Genomic DNA, 15802 nt, shown 5'->3' with positions numbered 1-15802 from the left:
ACATGGAACACCCTGCTCAACCGGCAGGACGTGGGACACCTCGACTGCTGCGAGCCGTCAGCCGCCCCGGCGCGGTGTGCCCCATGAGTGCTCATGGGAACTTGGAGCACGGCCCGCAGCGCCGACCCCATGGACTGGACCAACCTCATGGGGCACGCCGATGCCCGTCGCGGCCGACGCCGGGGATGCCGTTGCGGAGAATCACCGTCGCAGGGTCACCGTCCACGCAGAGCGCGTCGACGAGTTGTGCGGCCAGCCGGGTCGACGGGGCTTTCTCGCCACGCTCGAGCGACCCGAGGTACCCGTGGCTCATCTGCAGCTTGGCGGCGAGCTGGCGCAGCGACAGCCGCCGGGCCTGGCGCACGTGGCGCAGTGTCGGGCCGAAGTCGGCGTCGGGGATGTGCCTGGTGCTGAGCGCGGCGGTCATTGCCTGATGATCGCCTACAACTCCCGGAAGCCGGAAGGTGCGGAGCAGGTGCGTCTCGCCGCGACGGTGGGCGCCCTGCTCCGGGGTCGCCGCGAGGCTGCCGCGTTGAGCCGTACGGCGCTCAGCGCCAGGTGCGGCGTGAATTCGAGCACGATTACCGCGATCGAGGGTGGCCGGTCCCGGCCGTCGTGGAAGACGCTGGTGCGTCTTGCGGCTGGCTTGCACCCTGCCGATCCGGTGCGGGCGGCGGCATTAGCTCACGACCTGGCGGACGCGGCTGGGCCTTCGCTGGCCTCGGACCCGACGCTTCCGCCGTGGGTCGCCCGCGAGCTGTTCACCGACATCTTGACGGCGTCGATGCGCCGTCTGGGCATCGACGCCGAGGACGACCACGTCCGGGCCGTGGTGATGGAAGAGATCAGGGCTGCGCTGCACCCGACCGCGGATGCAGCCGCACCCAGCGAACTGACGACCGGAAGCGCGTGAGGCGCTCCCACAAGTAGGAGGGACCGGAGGATGACCGGCACCATGGACACATCAGGCCAGGGACACAATGCCGCGCCCACCCAGGCGGATGCTGCCACTGCCAGTGAAGGGCAGGGTTGATCCGTCGGGCACCCCTCCCCGATGGATTGTCTCGCCGCCCTACAGCCCCCGTCGGTGCGGTCCCGCCCGCCGCGCACCATGGCGAGCCCCTGCTTGGCGCTCATGTGGGCGGCTTCTCGGCCTTTGTCATCTCGGTGCTGCTCGCCAAGCACCTGCCCGCCGAACTGGTCAGTCTCGGCCGCAAAGTCGAGGAGGGCCGGCTTGATCCGGCCCAGCTCGTCGCCGTGCGCCAAACGTGGGCTCAGGTCATCGCCGCGGCGGAGATGTGGAAGGCTCGCCGCGCTTCCGCAGACGGCAGCACGGAAGTCCTCGCAGCGGAAATGCCCGCAGGCTCAGATCCATGGATCGATACAGCCGTCGCCGCGGATCTGCTTGGGGTGAGCACCTCGAGGGTTCGCCAGCTACTGCGATCAGGCGCCTTGGCCGGCCGCCGGGCGGGCGGCGTCTGGTGGGTGCATCGCGCCGACTGCGAGTCGTACCTGGCAGCCTGACGACGGATGCGCCGGCGGGGCTTGCCGCTACGACTGCTGCGCTTGCGGTGGCCGTCCACGATGCGCTCGGCATGGATGCTGTCGCGGCGCAGCGGTACGCAGCCACGCTGCAGCGTCGGGAGACGGCACGCGGCGGCGTCGAACACGGCAAGCGGTGGCTGTCGGCCCTCACCAACGCGCTGCTGTTGGAGACCGCCGCATGAGCCATCCAACGGCAGTACCGTTCGTCCAGTCGATCCGCCGCGGAGTTCGTCAGGCTGGCGACGTTGCGCTGCTGCTCTCGGCCGCCGTTGATGCCGGTGTCGACTCCATGACCGCGGTCGAATCGGCGATCATGCACGTCTACGACTCCCGGATCGACGCGGCGGCCGTCAGCGCCCGCAGTCCCCTCTTCGGTCCCTGCCCTGACCTTGAGGCAGCGAAGCTGCTCGGGCGGATCGTCGGCGAGCAGGCCGTTGCGCTCACCTTGGCCTTCCAGATGCTCGCCGACGCCAAGGACATTTCGGTGGCCGAGGCCGTTCAGCAGCTCAACCACGTCGTGGAGGGGTGAGCCGTGGCTGACAACGGCATCTCCGCCGGATCGGTATACGTCGATATAGTTCCGCGTGCTGACCGCTTCTGGCCGGAATTTGTGGCCAAGAACCAGGCCGGCGCCGAGAAGACCGGCCAGGAGATCGGCAAAGTCATCGGCCGGGCCATCGCCGTCGAAGTCGCCAAGGGCGTCCGGGACGGGCTTGATCGCGCCGGCGCCGGCGTCCGCGCGCAGGGCGGCAGGTACGGGCAGGAATTCGGCGGCACGTTCGCCGACACCGCCCGCCGCCGGATCGAGGCGGCGCTGCGGTCGCTGCCGACCCCGCAGATCGGCGTCGCGACCACCGAGGCCGAGCAGAAGCTGAAGGATCTCCGCGGCGAACTGTCGACGCTTGCCAGCAAGCGGATCGGTGTCGACATCGGCGCCACCGAGGCGCTCGAGGAAGTCCGCCGGCTGAAGGCCGCCCTTGACGAGCTCGCGGCGAAGTCCCCCAATGCGCAAGTGCGGGTCGACACCGGGCAGGCGTCGCTCGAGCTGGCGGCCATCGACCGGGAACTTGCCCGTCTCGACGGGCGCCGGGCCAGCGCCAAGGTTGACGTCGACACGGGCAACTCCCGCGGGGAGATGAACGCCCTTGTCGCTGCCGGGCTGGCGCTGGGTCCGGCGATCGTGCCGGGCGCCGCGGCCGGCGCTGCCGCGATCGTCGGCCTCGGTATCGGCGCCGCCTCGGCCGTGCCCGCAGTCGGGGTGCTGGCCCTCGCGTTCCACGGTGTCGGCGACGCCGTCAAAGCGCTCGACGCCGCCCAGTCGGCGTCAGCGAAAACCGGCGCGACATTGCTCGGCCAGCAGCGATCGCTCGCGTCCTCGGCCGACCAGCTGCGTTCCGCTGAGGCCGGGCTGGCTAACTCGAGGGCGACCGCCGCCGACGCGCAGCGACGCTCCCTGCAGCAGATCGCAGACGCGGAGCGGTCCCTGGTCCGCGTTCAGGAGGATGCGCAGCGCGCGCAGCAGGCGCTCAACGATGCCCGCGAGGAGGAGAAGCGCAGCCAGGAGGACACGGCGCTGCGGCTTCGGCAGAACGCTATCGACCAGCGGCGTGCCGCCGCCGAGGTTGAGGCGGCCACCGCCGCAGTCAAGACCAAAAGCACCCAGCAGACGCGGGATGCGCTCGAGGAGGCGCTGCTTCGCCAGGAGGAGTTGGCGGTTCAGGGCCGTCGGCTCACCGAGGAGCAGGCTCGCAATCAGCAGACCGGTGTTGACGGGTCGAGGCGGGTTCAAGCTGCCCAGGACGCTGTCGCCCGCTCCCAGGAGCGGATCGCCGAGGGTGAACGTGCCGTCACCGAAGCCCGGCAGCAGGCCGCGGCCCAGGCCCGCCAGTCGGCGTACGCCATCCAGCAGGCGCAGCAGGCCGTCGTGGCAGCGCAGCGGGCCGCTGGCGCAGCGACCGTCGCTTCCGCAGCCACCGCCGGCTCGGCGGTCGACAAGCTCGACGACGCTATGGGCAACTTGCCCGCCACCGGCCAGCGTTTCGCCAGGTTCCTGTTCGGCCTCAAACCGGAACTGCTCGACCTGCAGACGGCAGCCTCGGATGGGCTCCTGCCGGGGGTGCAGGAGGGCATCCAGATTCTGCTGCCGCACCTCGCCGACGTGCGTGGCTTCATCGGTGGCGTGTCGACAGAGATGGGCACCCTGGCCCGGCGGGGCGCGGAGACGTTCACGAACCCGTTCTGGCGGCAGTTCTTCTCCTACGTCGGCTCGCAGGCCGTGCCGACGATGGACGGCTTGTTCACCGCAACCGTCAACGTCGCCGAGGGCGGCGCACGGATCATCCAGCAGTTCGCGCCGTTCGAGCGGCAGGTCGGCGGCGGCCTCGTCAACGTCACCCGACGCTTCGCGGAGTTCAGCCAGGGGCTTGACCACAACCAGGGCTTCCAGGAGTTCATCCGTTACGCCCAGACCGAGGGGCCGCGGGTCGTTCAGACCGTTGGCGCGATCGCCACCGCCGGATCCCACATCGCCCAGGCGTACGCGCCGATCGGTTCAGTAGTTGTCACCGAACTGCGCATCCTCGCTGAGGTCATCGACGCCATCCCCGTGCCGGTCGTCTCGGCGCTTGCGACGGCGCTCACTGCCTACAAGCTCGCAGCGCTTCTCGGCGGGGGCGCCCAGGCCGTCCTCAACTCCAGCTTGCTGCAGGGCACGGGGCGGATGCTCGGCTTCCAGGCCGCTACAGCCAGCGCCGCAACCGGTGTGACGGGCTTCCAGTCGGCGGCGAAAGCCACCTCCTCGTTCATGGGCGGCCCGTTCGGGCTGGGAATCGGTCTGGCCGTCACCGCGATCGGCTACCTGATCACCGCTCACCAGCAGGCAAAAGCCGAGATCGATCAGAACGCTCGGTCGCTGAGTGACGTCGGCGACGAGTACAAACGCACCGGCAAGGTGTCAGCCGAGTCGATCGCTTCGATGGTCCGTCAGAACCCGCAGCTGCGTGACCTGACCGCAGTCCTGCGGCAGCAGGGCCTCACCGTCGACGACCTCGGCCGGTCGTACCAAAACAATCTTGAGCTGCAGAAACGGGTGTTGGACGCGGCTAAGGCGCAGGCCGACGCGGACGCCGAGGCGCACAAGAGGGCGTTCCAGGGGTCCTTTGGTTTCGGCGGCGGCGCGGAGCTCGACAAGGCGAAGCGGTCGCGTGAGCTGTACGAGTCGCTGAAGAAGTCGTACGAGGACGCGAAGTTCTACGCGGACGCCTACTCCGATGCTGCCAACAATTCGGCGGACCGGACCAACAGGGTTGCGATTGTGTTCCGGGACGCCTCGCCGTCGGTGAAGTCCCTTGCCGACAGTTTCCGGATCGTCGCCGACACGGCGTCTACGGCGGCGCAGAAGACCGATGCGTTGCGCGCCGCTGAGGATTCCCTGTTCGGTGCTGCCCGGCAGGCCGACGAGGCAGCCGAGGACCAGGCAAAGGCGATCATCGCCGCGAACAAGACCCTCGACGACCGGAACCTGCTCAACGAGAAGGGTGCCAAGAAGCTCGACATGACGACCGAGGCGGGCCTGCGTGTGCGGGACAGCCTGAAGGACGAACTGATCGCGATCAACAACACGTACCGGGCGAACATTGCCAACGGTATGAGTGTCGACGCGGCGACGAAGGCGCACGACGCCGAGGTCGAGTCGCTGAAGAAGAAGTGGGAGGCGAAGGGCCTCGACCGGGATGCCACCCAGAAGCTGATCGACATCTACGGCAAGGTGCCGACCTCGGCGACGACCGACATAGCCGTCACCGGCTTGGATGCGACGAAGGCGCAGCTCGACGAGCTCTTGACCTACCAGTACGCGCTGCGCAACGGCATCACCTTCAGTCAGGCGCAGGGTCAGCTTCACCCCGAGACCCACAGCCCCGGCGGGCGGGGCCAGTCGCGCGGCTCGCTCCTTGCCGAGGGTGGGCCGGTCATCGGACCGGGGTCCGGCACCTCCGATGACGTGCCGGCCATGGAGCGGTCGACGGGCGCACCGTTCTGGCTGTCCAACGGCGAGTTCGTGCACAAGACGGCGGCCGTCAACTACTACGGTCCGGCCTTCATGCATGCCGTTAACGACATGAAGATCCCGAAGCAGGCGGTCCGCGGGTACGCGTCGGGTGGGCTCATCCAGCAGCTCCTCACCGACCACTACCCGTACCCGACGACGACCGCGATGACCCGCATCCCCACCCGGGCCGAGGTGGCCCGCGCTGTCACCGAAGGCCCCTCCTCGGGTGGCCGCGAGGACATCAAGGCGTTCATTCGGGCCGTGGACCGGCTGCCGTACATCTGGGCGGCTGCGGGCCCGTTCGGCTACGACTGTTCCGGCCTCGCATCAGCGGTGTTCGGCCTTGTCACGGGGCGGGGCGGCGGCCACGGGCAGCGGTACTTCACCACCTACGACTTCGCGAACGGCGCCCCGGCAGGGACCGGCCTGAAGCCCGGCGCAGGCGGCGTCCTGACGCTCGGCGTGAACCCGCAGTCGCACATGGCCGGCAACTACGGCGGGCTCGGGTTCGAGGCGGCATCGACCCGCTCCGGTATCAAGATCGGCACGTCGGCTCGGAAACCGTCGACTTTCCAGAAGCAGTTCCACCTGGCCTCGGGTGGTCTCGTGTCGGCAGCGCTCCTCGACGAACTCGGCCTCGACATCGGCGGCGACCCTTCCGGGATCACCGTCGACGGCCGCCGTATCCCGCTGGGCGCCTACGACGTCGGCGGCTACCTCCCTCAGGGTCTGTCCCTCGCCTACAACGGCACCGGACGGCCCGAACCGGTCATCCCCGCCGAACGCCTCGAACGGGCAGCCACCGGCCGGGCGCCCGTCGTGCAGAACTTCTACCCTGCCGCCGACTTGGACGAACGGGCGGTGGCGACGATGGCGGCCCGCAGGCTCGCCCTTGCAGCCGTCAGCTGACCGGGCTAGTTCTTGAACCCGGACTGGGCGCACACGGTGGCGAGGTTCGTCACCGCCGTGCCCATCTCGATGCTCGCGGCAACGTCGTCGGGGTTGCTTTTCGCCGCCTTCGCCTTCTCCACGATCGCCCGCCCTTTCGCCGCGATGAGACTGTCAGCTGATGTCGCCGCCTGTTCCCCGATTGCCAGCATCGCAGCAGCATCGTCGTAGATCGCCGTCGTGCCCATCGCTTTGGCTACCTTCGGGCAGACGATCGCCCCGACCGGGTCCGGCGCCGCCGGTGATGGCGGCGGAAGCGGCTCGTCGGTGCCGCCGGCGCAGTAGCCGCTGGGGAGCCGGCCGTGCGGGCAGCGACTCGGCGTCGGCGGCGGGGCCGCCGACGCTGAACTGCTCGCCGCCGTGCCGGGCTCCGCGGTGTTCGACGCGGGTTTGCTCGAACATCCGCCGAGGGCCAGGAGCAGGGTTGCGGCGAGTAGGGGTGTGCGGCGCACGGCGGGGCCTTCCAGGTCGGCGTGATGGCCGAGAATGTCACATCGGCGCGATGGAGCGTCAGGCCTCAATACTTGGTTCGGCACGTACAGCCGAGTCGCTTGGTCCGGATGGTGGGCGAGAACGACCGGTCCAGCTGGCCGATTCCGGATGGCAGCGAGGGATGCCGAGTCGGCGCGGTGCACTGTTACGTCGGCCCCACCGGCTGCGGACGGGCTGGGCTGCTCTCGCGTCGCTGCGCTGATGCCGCGGGCATCACAGCAAGAAGCCCCGCGTCCAGCTGGACAGCGGGGCTTCTGCCTGGGCGGGGGTCTTACCGGCGGAACAGCGCGCCGGTCGCCACGAGCATGGCCACGAGGACTGTCCCGTAGTGCGGCTCGTAGTGGGTGACGACCCCGGCGAGAAGCACGGCGCCGGCCTTGCCGACGGCGCGCCAGGTGGGCCGTTTGACCCTGAACGTGAAGTACCGCGCGCGGCGGTCCCCTCGGTGCTGCACCTCAATCTCCACTTGACGCAAGCGTTGAGGTGGCGCCTATAGTGGGGCGCCACCATACCTGTGGCACCGGGCGGCGCGGAGGTGAGAGTCCGTGCCGTCCTTTGCTGTCCGGGTCCGGTGGTGGCCGGGTGCCGGTTGGCGGCCCGCACGAGGGTGAGCGGGCACGAGGGCGGCGTTGCGCTCGGTGCTGAGCGTGGACCCTACACCCGAAAGTGGCAGTGCGGAATTAGACCGTAATGGATCATGGCACTCTTGTTGGAAAAGCGGCAAGAATGTTGCGTGGAGCCAAGCCCATTAGCTGCCATGATTGCCGAAAGTCAGCCGAACGCTACGCGTTGCAGTCGGGAAATGTGGCGCTCGTCACCATGCCTAGGCGGTGTGGCATACCGCCTCTGAACTGTGCGTTCGAACTAATGTTTGAAATTATGTGACTACTGACAGTGGGGTAGAACGCCTGTGTGTAGCGGTTCGCTAGTGGATTCGGACTGCAATTGGGTTGGCGACGGTTAGCGTCGGTCAGCGACGAACTGAACCGCAATCTTCACGGTGCGCGCTGAGATTTCTCAACGGGAGAATTCTCAATTCGAAACCAAGTCAACTTCTCGCAAGGTTTCCCGATTGCTCCCGCAAGTCAACGATGTCCACGCCGACCGTAGCCGCGCCGGCAGTCAATGCCGTCAGGCTCGGGAAGTTCCGCTCGTAGCTGGCCCCGGCAAGCCGGCACCACTTCGTCGCCCCGACACCGCCCACGTCGACTCGCCCCCGTCGCCGGTGCACATCGACCCGACCCACGCCCCCATGCCTCGACGCTAAGACACGCGTTGGCCAGGCCAAAGACCAGCAGACGAACTACCCCGATGTGATGCGGGCCCGAAGAGTGGCCAGATACATCCGCAAGCCACAGGCGCAGACGGCGAACCCGCAGAACAACCGCAGCGCCCGCAGCGCAACCCCATCGTCACCCGGACCACGGGTTCCGTCCGGGCTGCGGGGACCGACATACAAAGATCGTTCGGCCCCTGCGAAGCCAGGTAGGCGACCCGCAGTGGGTCATGGTCGGCGATGTCGCGGTCGTGCAGAGCCGCCTGCTCCTCGGTATGCCGTCGCAACGTCTCCGTCGCGCGCAGCAGGTCGGCATCGACGACAACAGGCTGCTGCCGCCCCGCTTCGACCTGAAGCGGGTCCGACAGTACCTGGAACTTCGAATCCCAACCGATGCTCGCCTTGAGCTCCGGCATCGACGGCGGGTCGTCGTCGCTGATCCGTATCACCACATCCAGCGTCAACCCCACGTGCGATCGCAGAAGCGGGACCGACAAGTCAACCGCCCGGCCGTTGTTCAGCTCGCGGAACGCGTCGATTGCACCGGCTACAAGCTCAGCGACTTTGACGACGCAACCCCAGCCGGGGAAAAGTGCCTCAACGCCACGTTCGGCCGCCAGCATGACGACGCTCTCGAGACTCTTGGAGACGAGTTCGCCCAGCTGTTGCTTGACGTCGGGCCGGTCGGTGGCGCGTTCGCCAGTTTCGTGGCTGAGCTCGCCGTGGCTAAGTTCCTGGGCCGCTTCGGCCAGCCGCTGAGGCGCGGGCCGAGCGAGCTTGCCGTGGCCGAACTCCTCGTACCGTTCGCTGCGCTTCACGACGCCCGCGTCTTCATGTAACGCCACGCGGTTGGGGCAACAGCAGTCGGAGATCACAGCGTCGGCTGCCGATGAGATCCAGGCACCAGCCGACGTGTTCACGGAACGCCTGAGCGGAATCTCGTCGCGGACGGGGTCCTCATGCCAAGGCTCAGGCAGCTCCGACGGCCCGGAAATTGCGCGGCGCATCACCTGACGGTCGCACATCGGATGAGCGGGCGGACAGTGACCGACGTGCCGATCTCGTGATCATCAACCGGATGGCGCCCCGTCAATGTTGGGGCACTGTCCCAGCTGACGGCGTTTTCGCCCTGAGGGACGAGATCCGCTCTGACCCGCCCGCTCTCAAATGTAGCCATCGCCGCCCCTCCTGCGAGAGAAGGCCACCTCGGTAGGGGTGTCGGAATCTCGGCCCGTCCAACATGATCGCGATGACCGGCGGTTATGCGCATGACTCCCCGGCCCAGCGCCGGCCGTACCGAGACTATGCCCTGGCTGACCCCGCGGCTGACGTACGCACTTTTATCCACAGGCTGCGATCCGCTGTTGAACCCTTGCGCCTTCGCGCGGCACCCTGGTTCACGTCCATCGATCACCATCGGCTGAGGAGAACCGTGCCCCCTGACCAGCAGCCCGACGACACCCGGCGCCTCCGTCGTGCCCCGGCCATCATCGCGCTCCTCACCACCGCATCCGCCCTGCTGATCGGCATCCCCACCCTCGCTGCCAACGCCCGCGACCACCTCATCAACGCCGGCGCCACCACCCTCTGGGCAGTCGGCACCGTCGTGCTCATCGCGTCCAGCGTCCTCGCTGTCAAACTGCTGCGCACCCGCGATCGTCAACGCCAGGGCCACCTGGCCATCGCCACATTCATCGTGTGGCTCGTCGGCGCCGGCATAACCATCTACGGCCGCAGAGCCTGGGGGGCGATGTGAACCTGCGGATCGACCCAGCAGTTCTCGACGACGCCGCCAGCAACCTCGACCAGATCGCACACCACATTGGCGCCGCGACCACCTACCTGCCCCGCGTCGACGGCCAAGGCAGCATCTTCACCACACTCGTGCAGCGCCATCAGGACATGCTCACGAACCTGGAATCATGGCTGGGCAAGCTGCAAACCCTCGCGAACGGGTCCCGCACCGCGTTGACCGCTGCCGCCGGCTACTACCGCGGCACCGACATCGGCGCGGCAGCCCGGTTCGACGCGGCACTGCCGGACGCGAACCCGGGCACGTACCCGGGCGCCGACCATCAGCGGGTGTCATGATCCCGATCGAGGATGCGACGGCGATGCTGACGGCCCCCGACGCCGGCGACGCGACGCCCGGCGGCGGCTACTTCGACGCCACCGAGTTCACCTCCTTGTTCTCCCCGACCTGGTGGGGCAACGAGATCATCAAAGAGGTCACCGGCTTCGACTTGTTCGGCGAGGTCGGCCAGGCCCTGATGGGCAACTGGGAGCTGTTCGCGAAGGCCGGGGACGCGTTGAAGCACCTCGCCGACTGGGCCGAGGTGACCGGCACGAACGTCAACTGGGTGGCGGCCGAGCTCGGCAACCGCTGGGACGGGCACGCCGCCGACGCGGCCGTCAACTACTTCGCCGGCACCGCCGCGCCGGTCCTGGCGCTGCCCGAGCCGCTGCGGAAGGCCGGTGAGGGCTACATCAGCACGTCGAAGGGGATCTGGCAGCTGTCGAACCAGGCGACGAACTTCGCCGAGGCGCTCGCCGATTCGTGCATCGTTGCGGTCGCGGCCACCGCGGCCGGCACGGTGGCGGTCGAAACCGGCGTGGGCGCGGTGATCGGCTACGGACTCGCCGCGCTCGAGTTCGCCCGGGCCGTCGAGCTGGTGTCGAAGCTGACGCAGATCGCGGTGGCGGCGAACGCGCTGGCGTTCAGCAGCATGGGTCTGATCAAGGCATTGGAGACGCACCTGATCCACACCGGCGACTTCCCGCTGCCCGACGTCCCGTACGCGTTTCCCGGCCAGGGGAGGTAGCGATGATGTTCGACGCCGACGACCGGGCTCGCACCGAGATGCGGGCCGCGCTGATGCGGACGCTCGCCCGCGGTGTGGCCGGCGAGATGTGGCAGGAGATCGGCCGGGACGTCGCCGACGGCGTGCTCGATCTGCGGGACGCGGCCCGATCGGGCGCGTACCGCCACATGTTCGCCGAGGCGGCTCGGGAGTTGGCGAGCCACCGCGCGGAGATCGGGGAGACCGCGTTCGACCGGGAGGGTCGGCAGGCGGCCGAGGTGGTGGCCGAATTGCGCCGCGGCGGCTCGACGTGATCACGCCGGCAACCGCCCGCGAGCACGGCGGCGTAGTGCTGGCGTGTGGACTCCGGCGACGCGCACCGGCGAACCCTTGACGCGGTGAAGCGTGCCGCCGGGATGGTGCCGGTCATCCACTTCGACCTCGGCCGGCTGAAGGTCCACGGGCCGGGCTGCTCGTGTTCAGGCGTTGAAGCCATCACCACCACAGCTGTTCCTCAACGAAGATGGCCCGTGCTAACTAGCACGGGCCATCCTCTGGGGCTTGCTAGTTCTGCTCGACGTTGACCGTCACGTTAACTTCCACCGGGATCTCTGTAGTTTCCCCGATTGCTCCGCCAAGTACCGCGATTGTCGTTGCAATCACTAGGACCCTTCGGTGTTTTTCGCTTCGGTTTTTAATCCGTTGAAGTTTTCCGCGTGGTTCGCCGGGCAAGTTTTCGTGTAGTCTTGGCTTCGCCATACGTCCTCGCTTCCGTCCCCTGCAGGGCTCTAGTGCGGATGTCGGCAACCTGCGGGTCTCCAGTTGCAGCTGGGGGCCCGCGTTGCTGTCCAAGGGGACTGCACGTCCTCGACCCAAATGGGTGGTGGTCGCGCTGACGACAAAAGCCTACGCTGCCCCCCTATCAATTTCGCAGCCGGAAAGGCGGGCGAGACTTCCGCTTTCCTTGGCTGGAAGCTGGGAGGCTCTGGCTTCTTGATCGACAGATGCCTGACCTGCGCGAATTACTGGCGGTGAATGTCGAGGGTGTGACACAGCGTCACACCCTACTCAGCCATTCGGCTAGTCCACTCTCGCCCCGCAGGTTCTAGGCGAGTAAACGATTGGCCATCAGAGGCAACTGAAAAGTCGAGTTTCATAACGTCTGAAGTCGGACATCGCGGACGAATATGTCGGCGCCGGAGTGTCTCAAGTCACATGGGCTTACTTGATCAAAAATGACGCTGCGAAGTCGCGGGATAACACGATCGGTATTGCTTATCCCGTTCCGTAATGCATGGGACCCAACGCTGTCCGCATGTTATTGCAATCCGAACTCACGTAGGGCGCCAGGTCGATACCGTTTACACCGGCCGCCTTGAGTACCGACGCCATTGACGGCAGGTTCCCGGCTGACGCCCGGCCCCGACAGGCCGACACCACTGGACCTTGCCCGCACCGCCAACCCCCACGCCTCGATGCGAGAACGGGCGTCACCCCCAGACCTAGGGTGACGCCCGAACTACACGGCTGTCGTCATCTACAGCGGCTGTCCACAGCCCTACAGCGGTTGCGACCACCGCCAGCCCGGCATACGCCGCGCCTGCTGCTCGTGCCCCAGGCAGCGGTCGGTTACGCGACAGCGCGGGATCTATCCCGCAGCGGTTGGTTCGAGATAGCCGATCGGGCCTCCACTGGAGACAGTGATCCTGCTGGCCATTATTTGCTTCGCCAGCTCCCGCAGGTGGCCAGGCGCGTTCTTCAAGTGTTCCGCCTGCATCCCGGGGTGGACCCGCGCCAGGAGTTGCCCAGCGTAGTGGTGGCGAGGTTGGTCCTCGCCTTCCCGGTACTTCTCGTTGACGCGGTTGGTGACGCGATACACCGCGACGGGGAAAGTCGCCAGAGTGACGGCGAGCAGGACGTTGTCAAGAACCCGGGCTGGGTCGGAACGCCACCACCGGAGGCTTGATTGTTCAAGTTCATCGTTGCTATGCGCGACGTGGAACCCGATGTACTTCCTGTCCTCCCCGGGGTAGGCCTCCGCGCGTGCGTCGATGCGGAGAACCGTGAGCTCGCCATCAACTACCTGGAGCGGATCGCGCAAGGCCAACTCTTCGACCCGGCCGGTGGCGATAGGCACGTCGAGGACGCCGGCACGGACCAGTTTGTCGACGCCGGCAGGGGAGATTCCGAGCCGACCCGCGGCCTGAGGGCGGGTCAGTGTCGCCGACCGCACAGGGGGTTCTGAAGGCGGCGCAAACGTGGGCAGTGGCATGTAGTCGTCCCTTTCGACAGGGGGAGTCCCAGGCTCTCGCGGCCCCTGTACTCGATGACTCTTGCACCGTACCGTGCGTTGTTCACACGCACCAGTCGAGTTGTGCTTATACCAACTGGCGAGCTGTATCTGCTACCGCAGCGCAGCTCAACAGCTGCTGCCGCGGTCTCGAATCCGATGACGGACCCCCCGTTGAGCGGCATGAAGGGCAGGTTGTCGCCGAAGCACACGCACCGCCGGTACGAGCCCATCCACAGCACATAAACGGTGAGACCGATGCCGCGAACAACGGTGTCGCCGCCGCCCGCCTTCTCCGTCACCCGCGGGTCGGCAAGCACGCTCACGCCGACACCTCCGCGCCGCCAGCGATTACCACGATCGACAGTTTCGTTCATCTGTGCCCGTTACCTTTTCTCTGATCGGTGTGGGACGGCTCGACTGCCGTAGCGAAGTGGCATTAGCTGGTCGGCACCTCGTACAGGCCGCGGCCGGACCGCCGCAGCACGTCCTCTTTGACGAGATCCGTCAGGGCCTTGTCCCGGGCGTCGTCGCCGATGCCTGGCGTCGCGGCGACCAGGTCCGGTTTGGTCAGCGGCAGACCCTCCGCGGCGAGCTGCTGGGCAGCGGCCAGGACGACATCGCGCGCCCGGCCCGTCTGGACCACCGGCGGCGTCTCGTCGCGCGGCGGCCGGATCCTCTCCTGGATCACCAGCGGCATGTAGACCGGCTCCGCCTGCCGCTTGCAGTGCTCAACCACGGCGTCGATCTCCGCCTCAGACACCCACGCAGACTGAACCCGCACCGGCTCGGCGGCGCCCATCGGCAGGAACAGCGCATCACCCTTGCCCAGCAGCTTCTCGGCGCCCGGCCGGTCGAGGATGACCCGCGAGTCGGCGAGGCTGGACGTGGCGAAGGCCAGCCGCGACGGCACGTTGGCCTTGATCAGGCCGGTGACGACGTCGACGCTGGGCCGCTGGGTCGCGAGCACCAGGTGGATGCCGGCCGCGCGGGCCAGCTGGGTGATGCGCACCACCGAGTCCTCGACGTCGCGCGGGGCGACCATCATGAGGTCGGCGAGCTCGTCGACGACGACGAGCAGGTACGGGTACGGCCGGATCTCCCGCTCGCTGCCCGGCGGCGCGGTGATCTGCCCAGCCCGCACCTTGCGGTTGTAGTCGTCGATGTGCCGGACCCCGGCCGCGGCCATGTCGTCGTAGCGCATGTCCATCTCGGCAACGACCCATTCGAGGGCATCGGCTGCCCTCCTGGCATTGGTAACGACGGGCGTGACCAGGTGCGGAAGACCGTCGTAGTTGGTGAGTTCGACCCGCTTCGGGTCGACCAGCAACAGACGTACCTCGTCCGGCGTCGCCCGGGTCAGCAGCGACACGAGCAGGCTGTTGAGGCAGCTGGACTTGCCCGCGCCGGTCGCGCCAGCGACGAGAATGTGCGGCATCTTGGCGAGGTTCGCGACTACCGCCTGGCCCTCGAGGTCCAGGCCGATCGCAACCAGGAGCGGATGCCGGTCCGTACGCATCGCCGGGGCGTCGAGGACGTCGGCGAGCGCGACCGTGACCCGCTCGGCGTTTGGGACCTCGAGCCCCATGACGCTCCGACCGGGAATCGGCGAGTGCAGCAGGATTTTGGGCTGTCCGACCGCATACGCGAGGTTCCGCTGCAGCTTGGTGACCGCCTCGACTTTGACGCCGGCGCCGAGCGTGATCTCAAACCGGGTCACCGCGGGGCCACGGGTTGATCCGGTGACCCTCGCGTCGACGGTGAAGTCCGTGAGCACCTGCTGGATCATCTTGCCGCGTCCGTCGGTGTCGTCGGTTTTTGCTGCCGATCCGGCTGCCGCCGTCAGGCTCGGCAGCTGGTAGCGGGCGGTGGGTTGGGCTGCCACCACGGCCTCGTCGAGCTTGCGGTCGTTCGCGACATCGGCGGCCGGCGGCTGGCTCGACGGGCGCGGCGGGCGCTCCGGGTCGGGCAGTCGCAGCCGGCGCCGCTCGGCCGCCGTCCACACCGGGTAGGACCACAGCGCCCACACCGTAGCGCCGGCGATCCACACGACACGGCCCGCGGCCGTGCCCGGGTCGGTGGCCGCCGCGGCGGCCAGCCACAGCCCGGACGTGCCGCCGGCGGCACCCCACGCGAGCGCCTGCTGATGGATGCGGAGGACCCTGCGGCCGGTCCGCTGCGCCCGCTCGATCCGCCCGCGCCTGATGGCCCGCGCAGTCAGTCGTTGACGGCGGACCGCATACCCGCCCACGGCGAGGACCGGCGCGGCAGCAAACGCAGCCGCGAGGTTCACGCCGTCGACGGCGACGAGGCCCGCCACGATGTGACCGCCGAGGATCCCCCACGGGATCAGGTGGTCGCGGTACGTCTTCGCCGAGGTGCGCATGAGCGCCTGCAGCTCG

General features: G+C 68.0%; 14 protein-coding genes and 1 pseudogene. 10 read left to right on the top strand and 5 right to left on the bottom strand.

What is annotated here, in order from left to right; translation table 11 throughout:
- Positions 1-145: 145 nt before the first annotated feature.
- The gene (locus ACQEVU_RS00170; protein WP_433318633.1) at positions 146-427 is read right to left on the bottom strand and encodes a helix-turn-helix domain-containing protein; all 282 of its coding nucleotides are present in this window, start codon (positions 425-427) and stop codon (positions 146-148) included.
- A gap of 6 nt (positions 428-433) precedes the next feature.
- Between ACQEVU_RS00170 and ACQEVU_RS00165 the strand changes: the two genes are divergently transcribed.
- The 5 genes from ACQEVU_RS00165 to ACQEVU_RS00145 all read left to right on the top strand — a co-directional run bounded on the left by ACQEVU_RS00165 (position 434) and on the right by ACQEVU_RS00145 (position 6502).
- The gene (locus ACQEVU_RS00165) at positions 434-913 is read left to right on the top strand and encodes a helix-turn-helix domain-containing protein (protein WP_433318630.1); all 480 of its coding nucleotides are present in this window, start codon (positions 434-436) and stop codon (positions 911-913) included.
- Between the two features lie 224 nt (positions 914-1137).
- Complete coding sequence (locus ACQEVU_RS00160; protein WP_433318627.1) at positions 1138-1524, top strand: helix-turn-helix domain-containing protein; 387 nt, start codon at positions 1138-1140, stop codon at positions 1522-1524.
- A gap of 71 nt (positions 1525-1595) precedes the next feature.
- Positions 1596-1727, top strand: coding sequence for a hypothetical protein (locus ACQEVU_RS00155; protein ID WP_433318624.1), 132 nt, complete (start codon positions 1596-1598; stop codon positions 1725-1727).
- Positions 1724-2074 carry a hypothetical protein gene (locus ACQEVU_RS00150; RefSeq protein WP_433318622.1) on the top strand — a complete coding sequence of 117 codons (351 nt, stop codon included), beginning with the start codon at positions 1724-1726 and terminating at the stop codon, positions 2072-2074. The genes ACQEVU_RS00155 and ACQEVU_RS00150 overlap by 4 nt, the downstream gene beginning before the upstream one ends.
- A gap of 3 nt (positions 2075-2077) precedes the next feature.
- Positions 2078-6502, top strand: a complete 4425-nt coding sequence (locus ACQEVU_RS00145) for a hypothetical protein (RefSeq protein WP_433318620.1) — start codon at positions 2078-2080, stop codon at positions 6500-6502.
- Between the two features lie 5 nt (positions 6503-6507).
- On the opposite strand, the gene ACQEVU_RS00140 is transcribed toward ACQEVU_RS00145, so the two are convergent.
- Both ACQEVU_RS00140 and ACQEVU_RS00135 read right to left on the bottom strand, forming a co-directional pair.
- Positions 6508-6729, bottom strand: a complete 222-nt coding sequence (locus ACQEVU_RS00140; RefSeq protein ID WP_433318617.1) for a hypothetical protein — start codon at positions 6727-6729, stop codon at positions 6508-6510.
- A 575-nt stretch (positions 6730-7304) separates the two neighbouring features.
- Positions 7305-7499 (bottom strand): hypothetical protein, encoded by a 195-nt coding sequence (locus tag ACQEVU_RS00135; RefSeq protein WP_433318614.1) that lies wholly within the window; start codon positions 7497-7499, stop codon positions 7305-7307.
- Between the two features lie 1040 nt (positions 7500-8539).
- Here ACQEVU_RS00135 and ACQEVU_RS00130 point away from each other — a divergent pair.
- From ACQEVU_RS00130 to ACQEVU_RS00110, 5 genes are all read left to right on the top strand, one after another.
- Positions 8540-9148: a hypothetical protein gene (locus tag ACQEVU_RS00130; protein ID WP_433318611.1), complete on the top strand. Its 609-nt coding sequence runs from the start codon at positions 8540-8542 to the stop codon at positions 9146-9148.
- Positions 9149-9741: 593 nt separating this feature from the next.
- Positions 9742-10065: a hypothetical protein gene (locus ACQEVU_RS00125; protein WP_433318609.1), complete on the top strand. Its 324-nt coding sequence runs from the start codon at positions 9742-9744 to the stop codon at positions 10063-10065.
- On the top strand, positions 10062-10400 hold the full coding sequence (locus ACQEVU_RS00120; RefSeq protein ID WP_433318606.1) for a type VII secretion target: 339 nt from the start codon (positions 10062-10064) through the stop codon (positions 10398-10400). The genes ACQEVU_RS00125 and ACQEVU_RS00120 overlap by 4 nt, the downstream gene beginning before the upstream one ends.
- Positions 10397-11131, top strand: a complete 735-nt coding sequence (locus ACQEVU_RS00115; RefSeq protein WP_433318603.1) for a hypothetical protein — start codon at positions 10397-10399, stop codon at positions 11129-11131. The genes ACQEVU_RS00120 and ACQEVU_RS00115 overlap by 4 nt, the downstream gene beginning before the upstream one ends.
- Positions 11132-11133: 2 nt before the next feature.
- Positions 11134-11424, top strand: coding sequence for a hypothetical protein (locus ACQEVU_RS00110; RefSeq protein WP_433318601.1), 291 nt, complete (start codon positions 11134-11136; stop codon positions 11422-11424).
- A gap of 1334 nt (positions 11425-12758) precedes the next feature.
- Here the strand turns inward: ACQEVU_RS00110 and ACQEVU_RS00105 are convergent.
- Together ACQEVU_RS00105 and ACQEVU_RS00100 are read right to left on the bottom strand one after the other, a co-directional pair.
- The gene (locus tag ACQEVU_RS00105; protein WP_433318598.1) at positions 12759-13382 is read right to left on the bottom strand and encodes a hypothetical protein; all 624 of its coding nucleotides are present in this window, start codon (positions 13380-13382) and stop codon (positions 12759-12761) included.
- A gap of 457 nt (positions 13383-13839) precedes the next feature.
- Positions 13840-15168: pseudogene (locus ACQEVU_RS00100) on the bottom strand (DNA translocase FtsK); the annotation flags it as partial.
- Between the last annotated feature and the right edge of the window lie 634 nt (positions 15169-15802).

The sequence above is a fragment of the Dactylosporangium sp. CA-139066 genome (genome assembly GCF_050936175.1).
In the GTDB taxonomy this organism is placed as follows: domain Bacteria; phylum Actinomycetota; class Actinomycetes; order Mycobacteriales; family Micromonosporaceae; genus Dactylosporangium.
The sequence above is the reverse complement of the archived record's forward strand: the minus strand, read 5'-3'. Positions and strand labels throughout refer to the sequence as shown.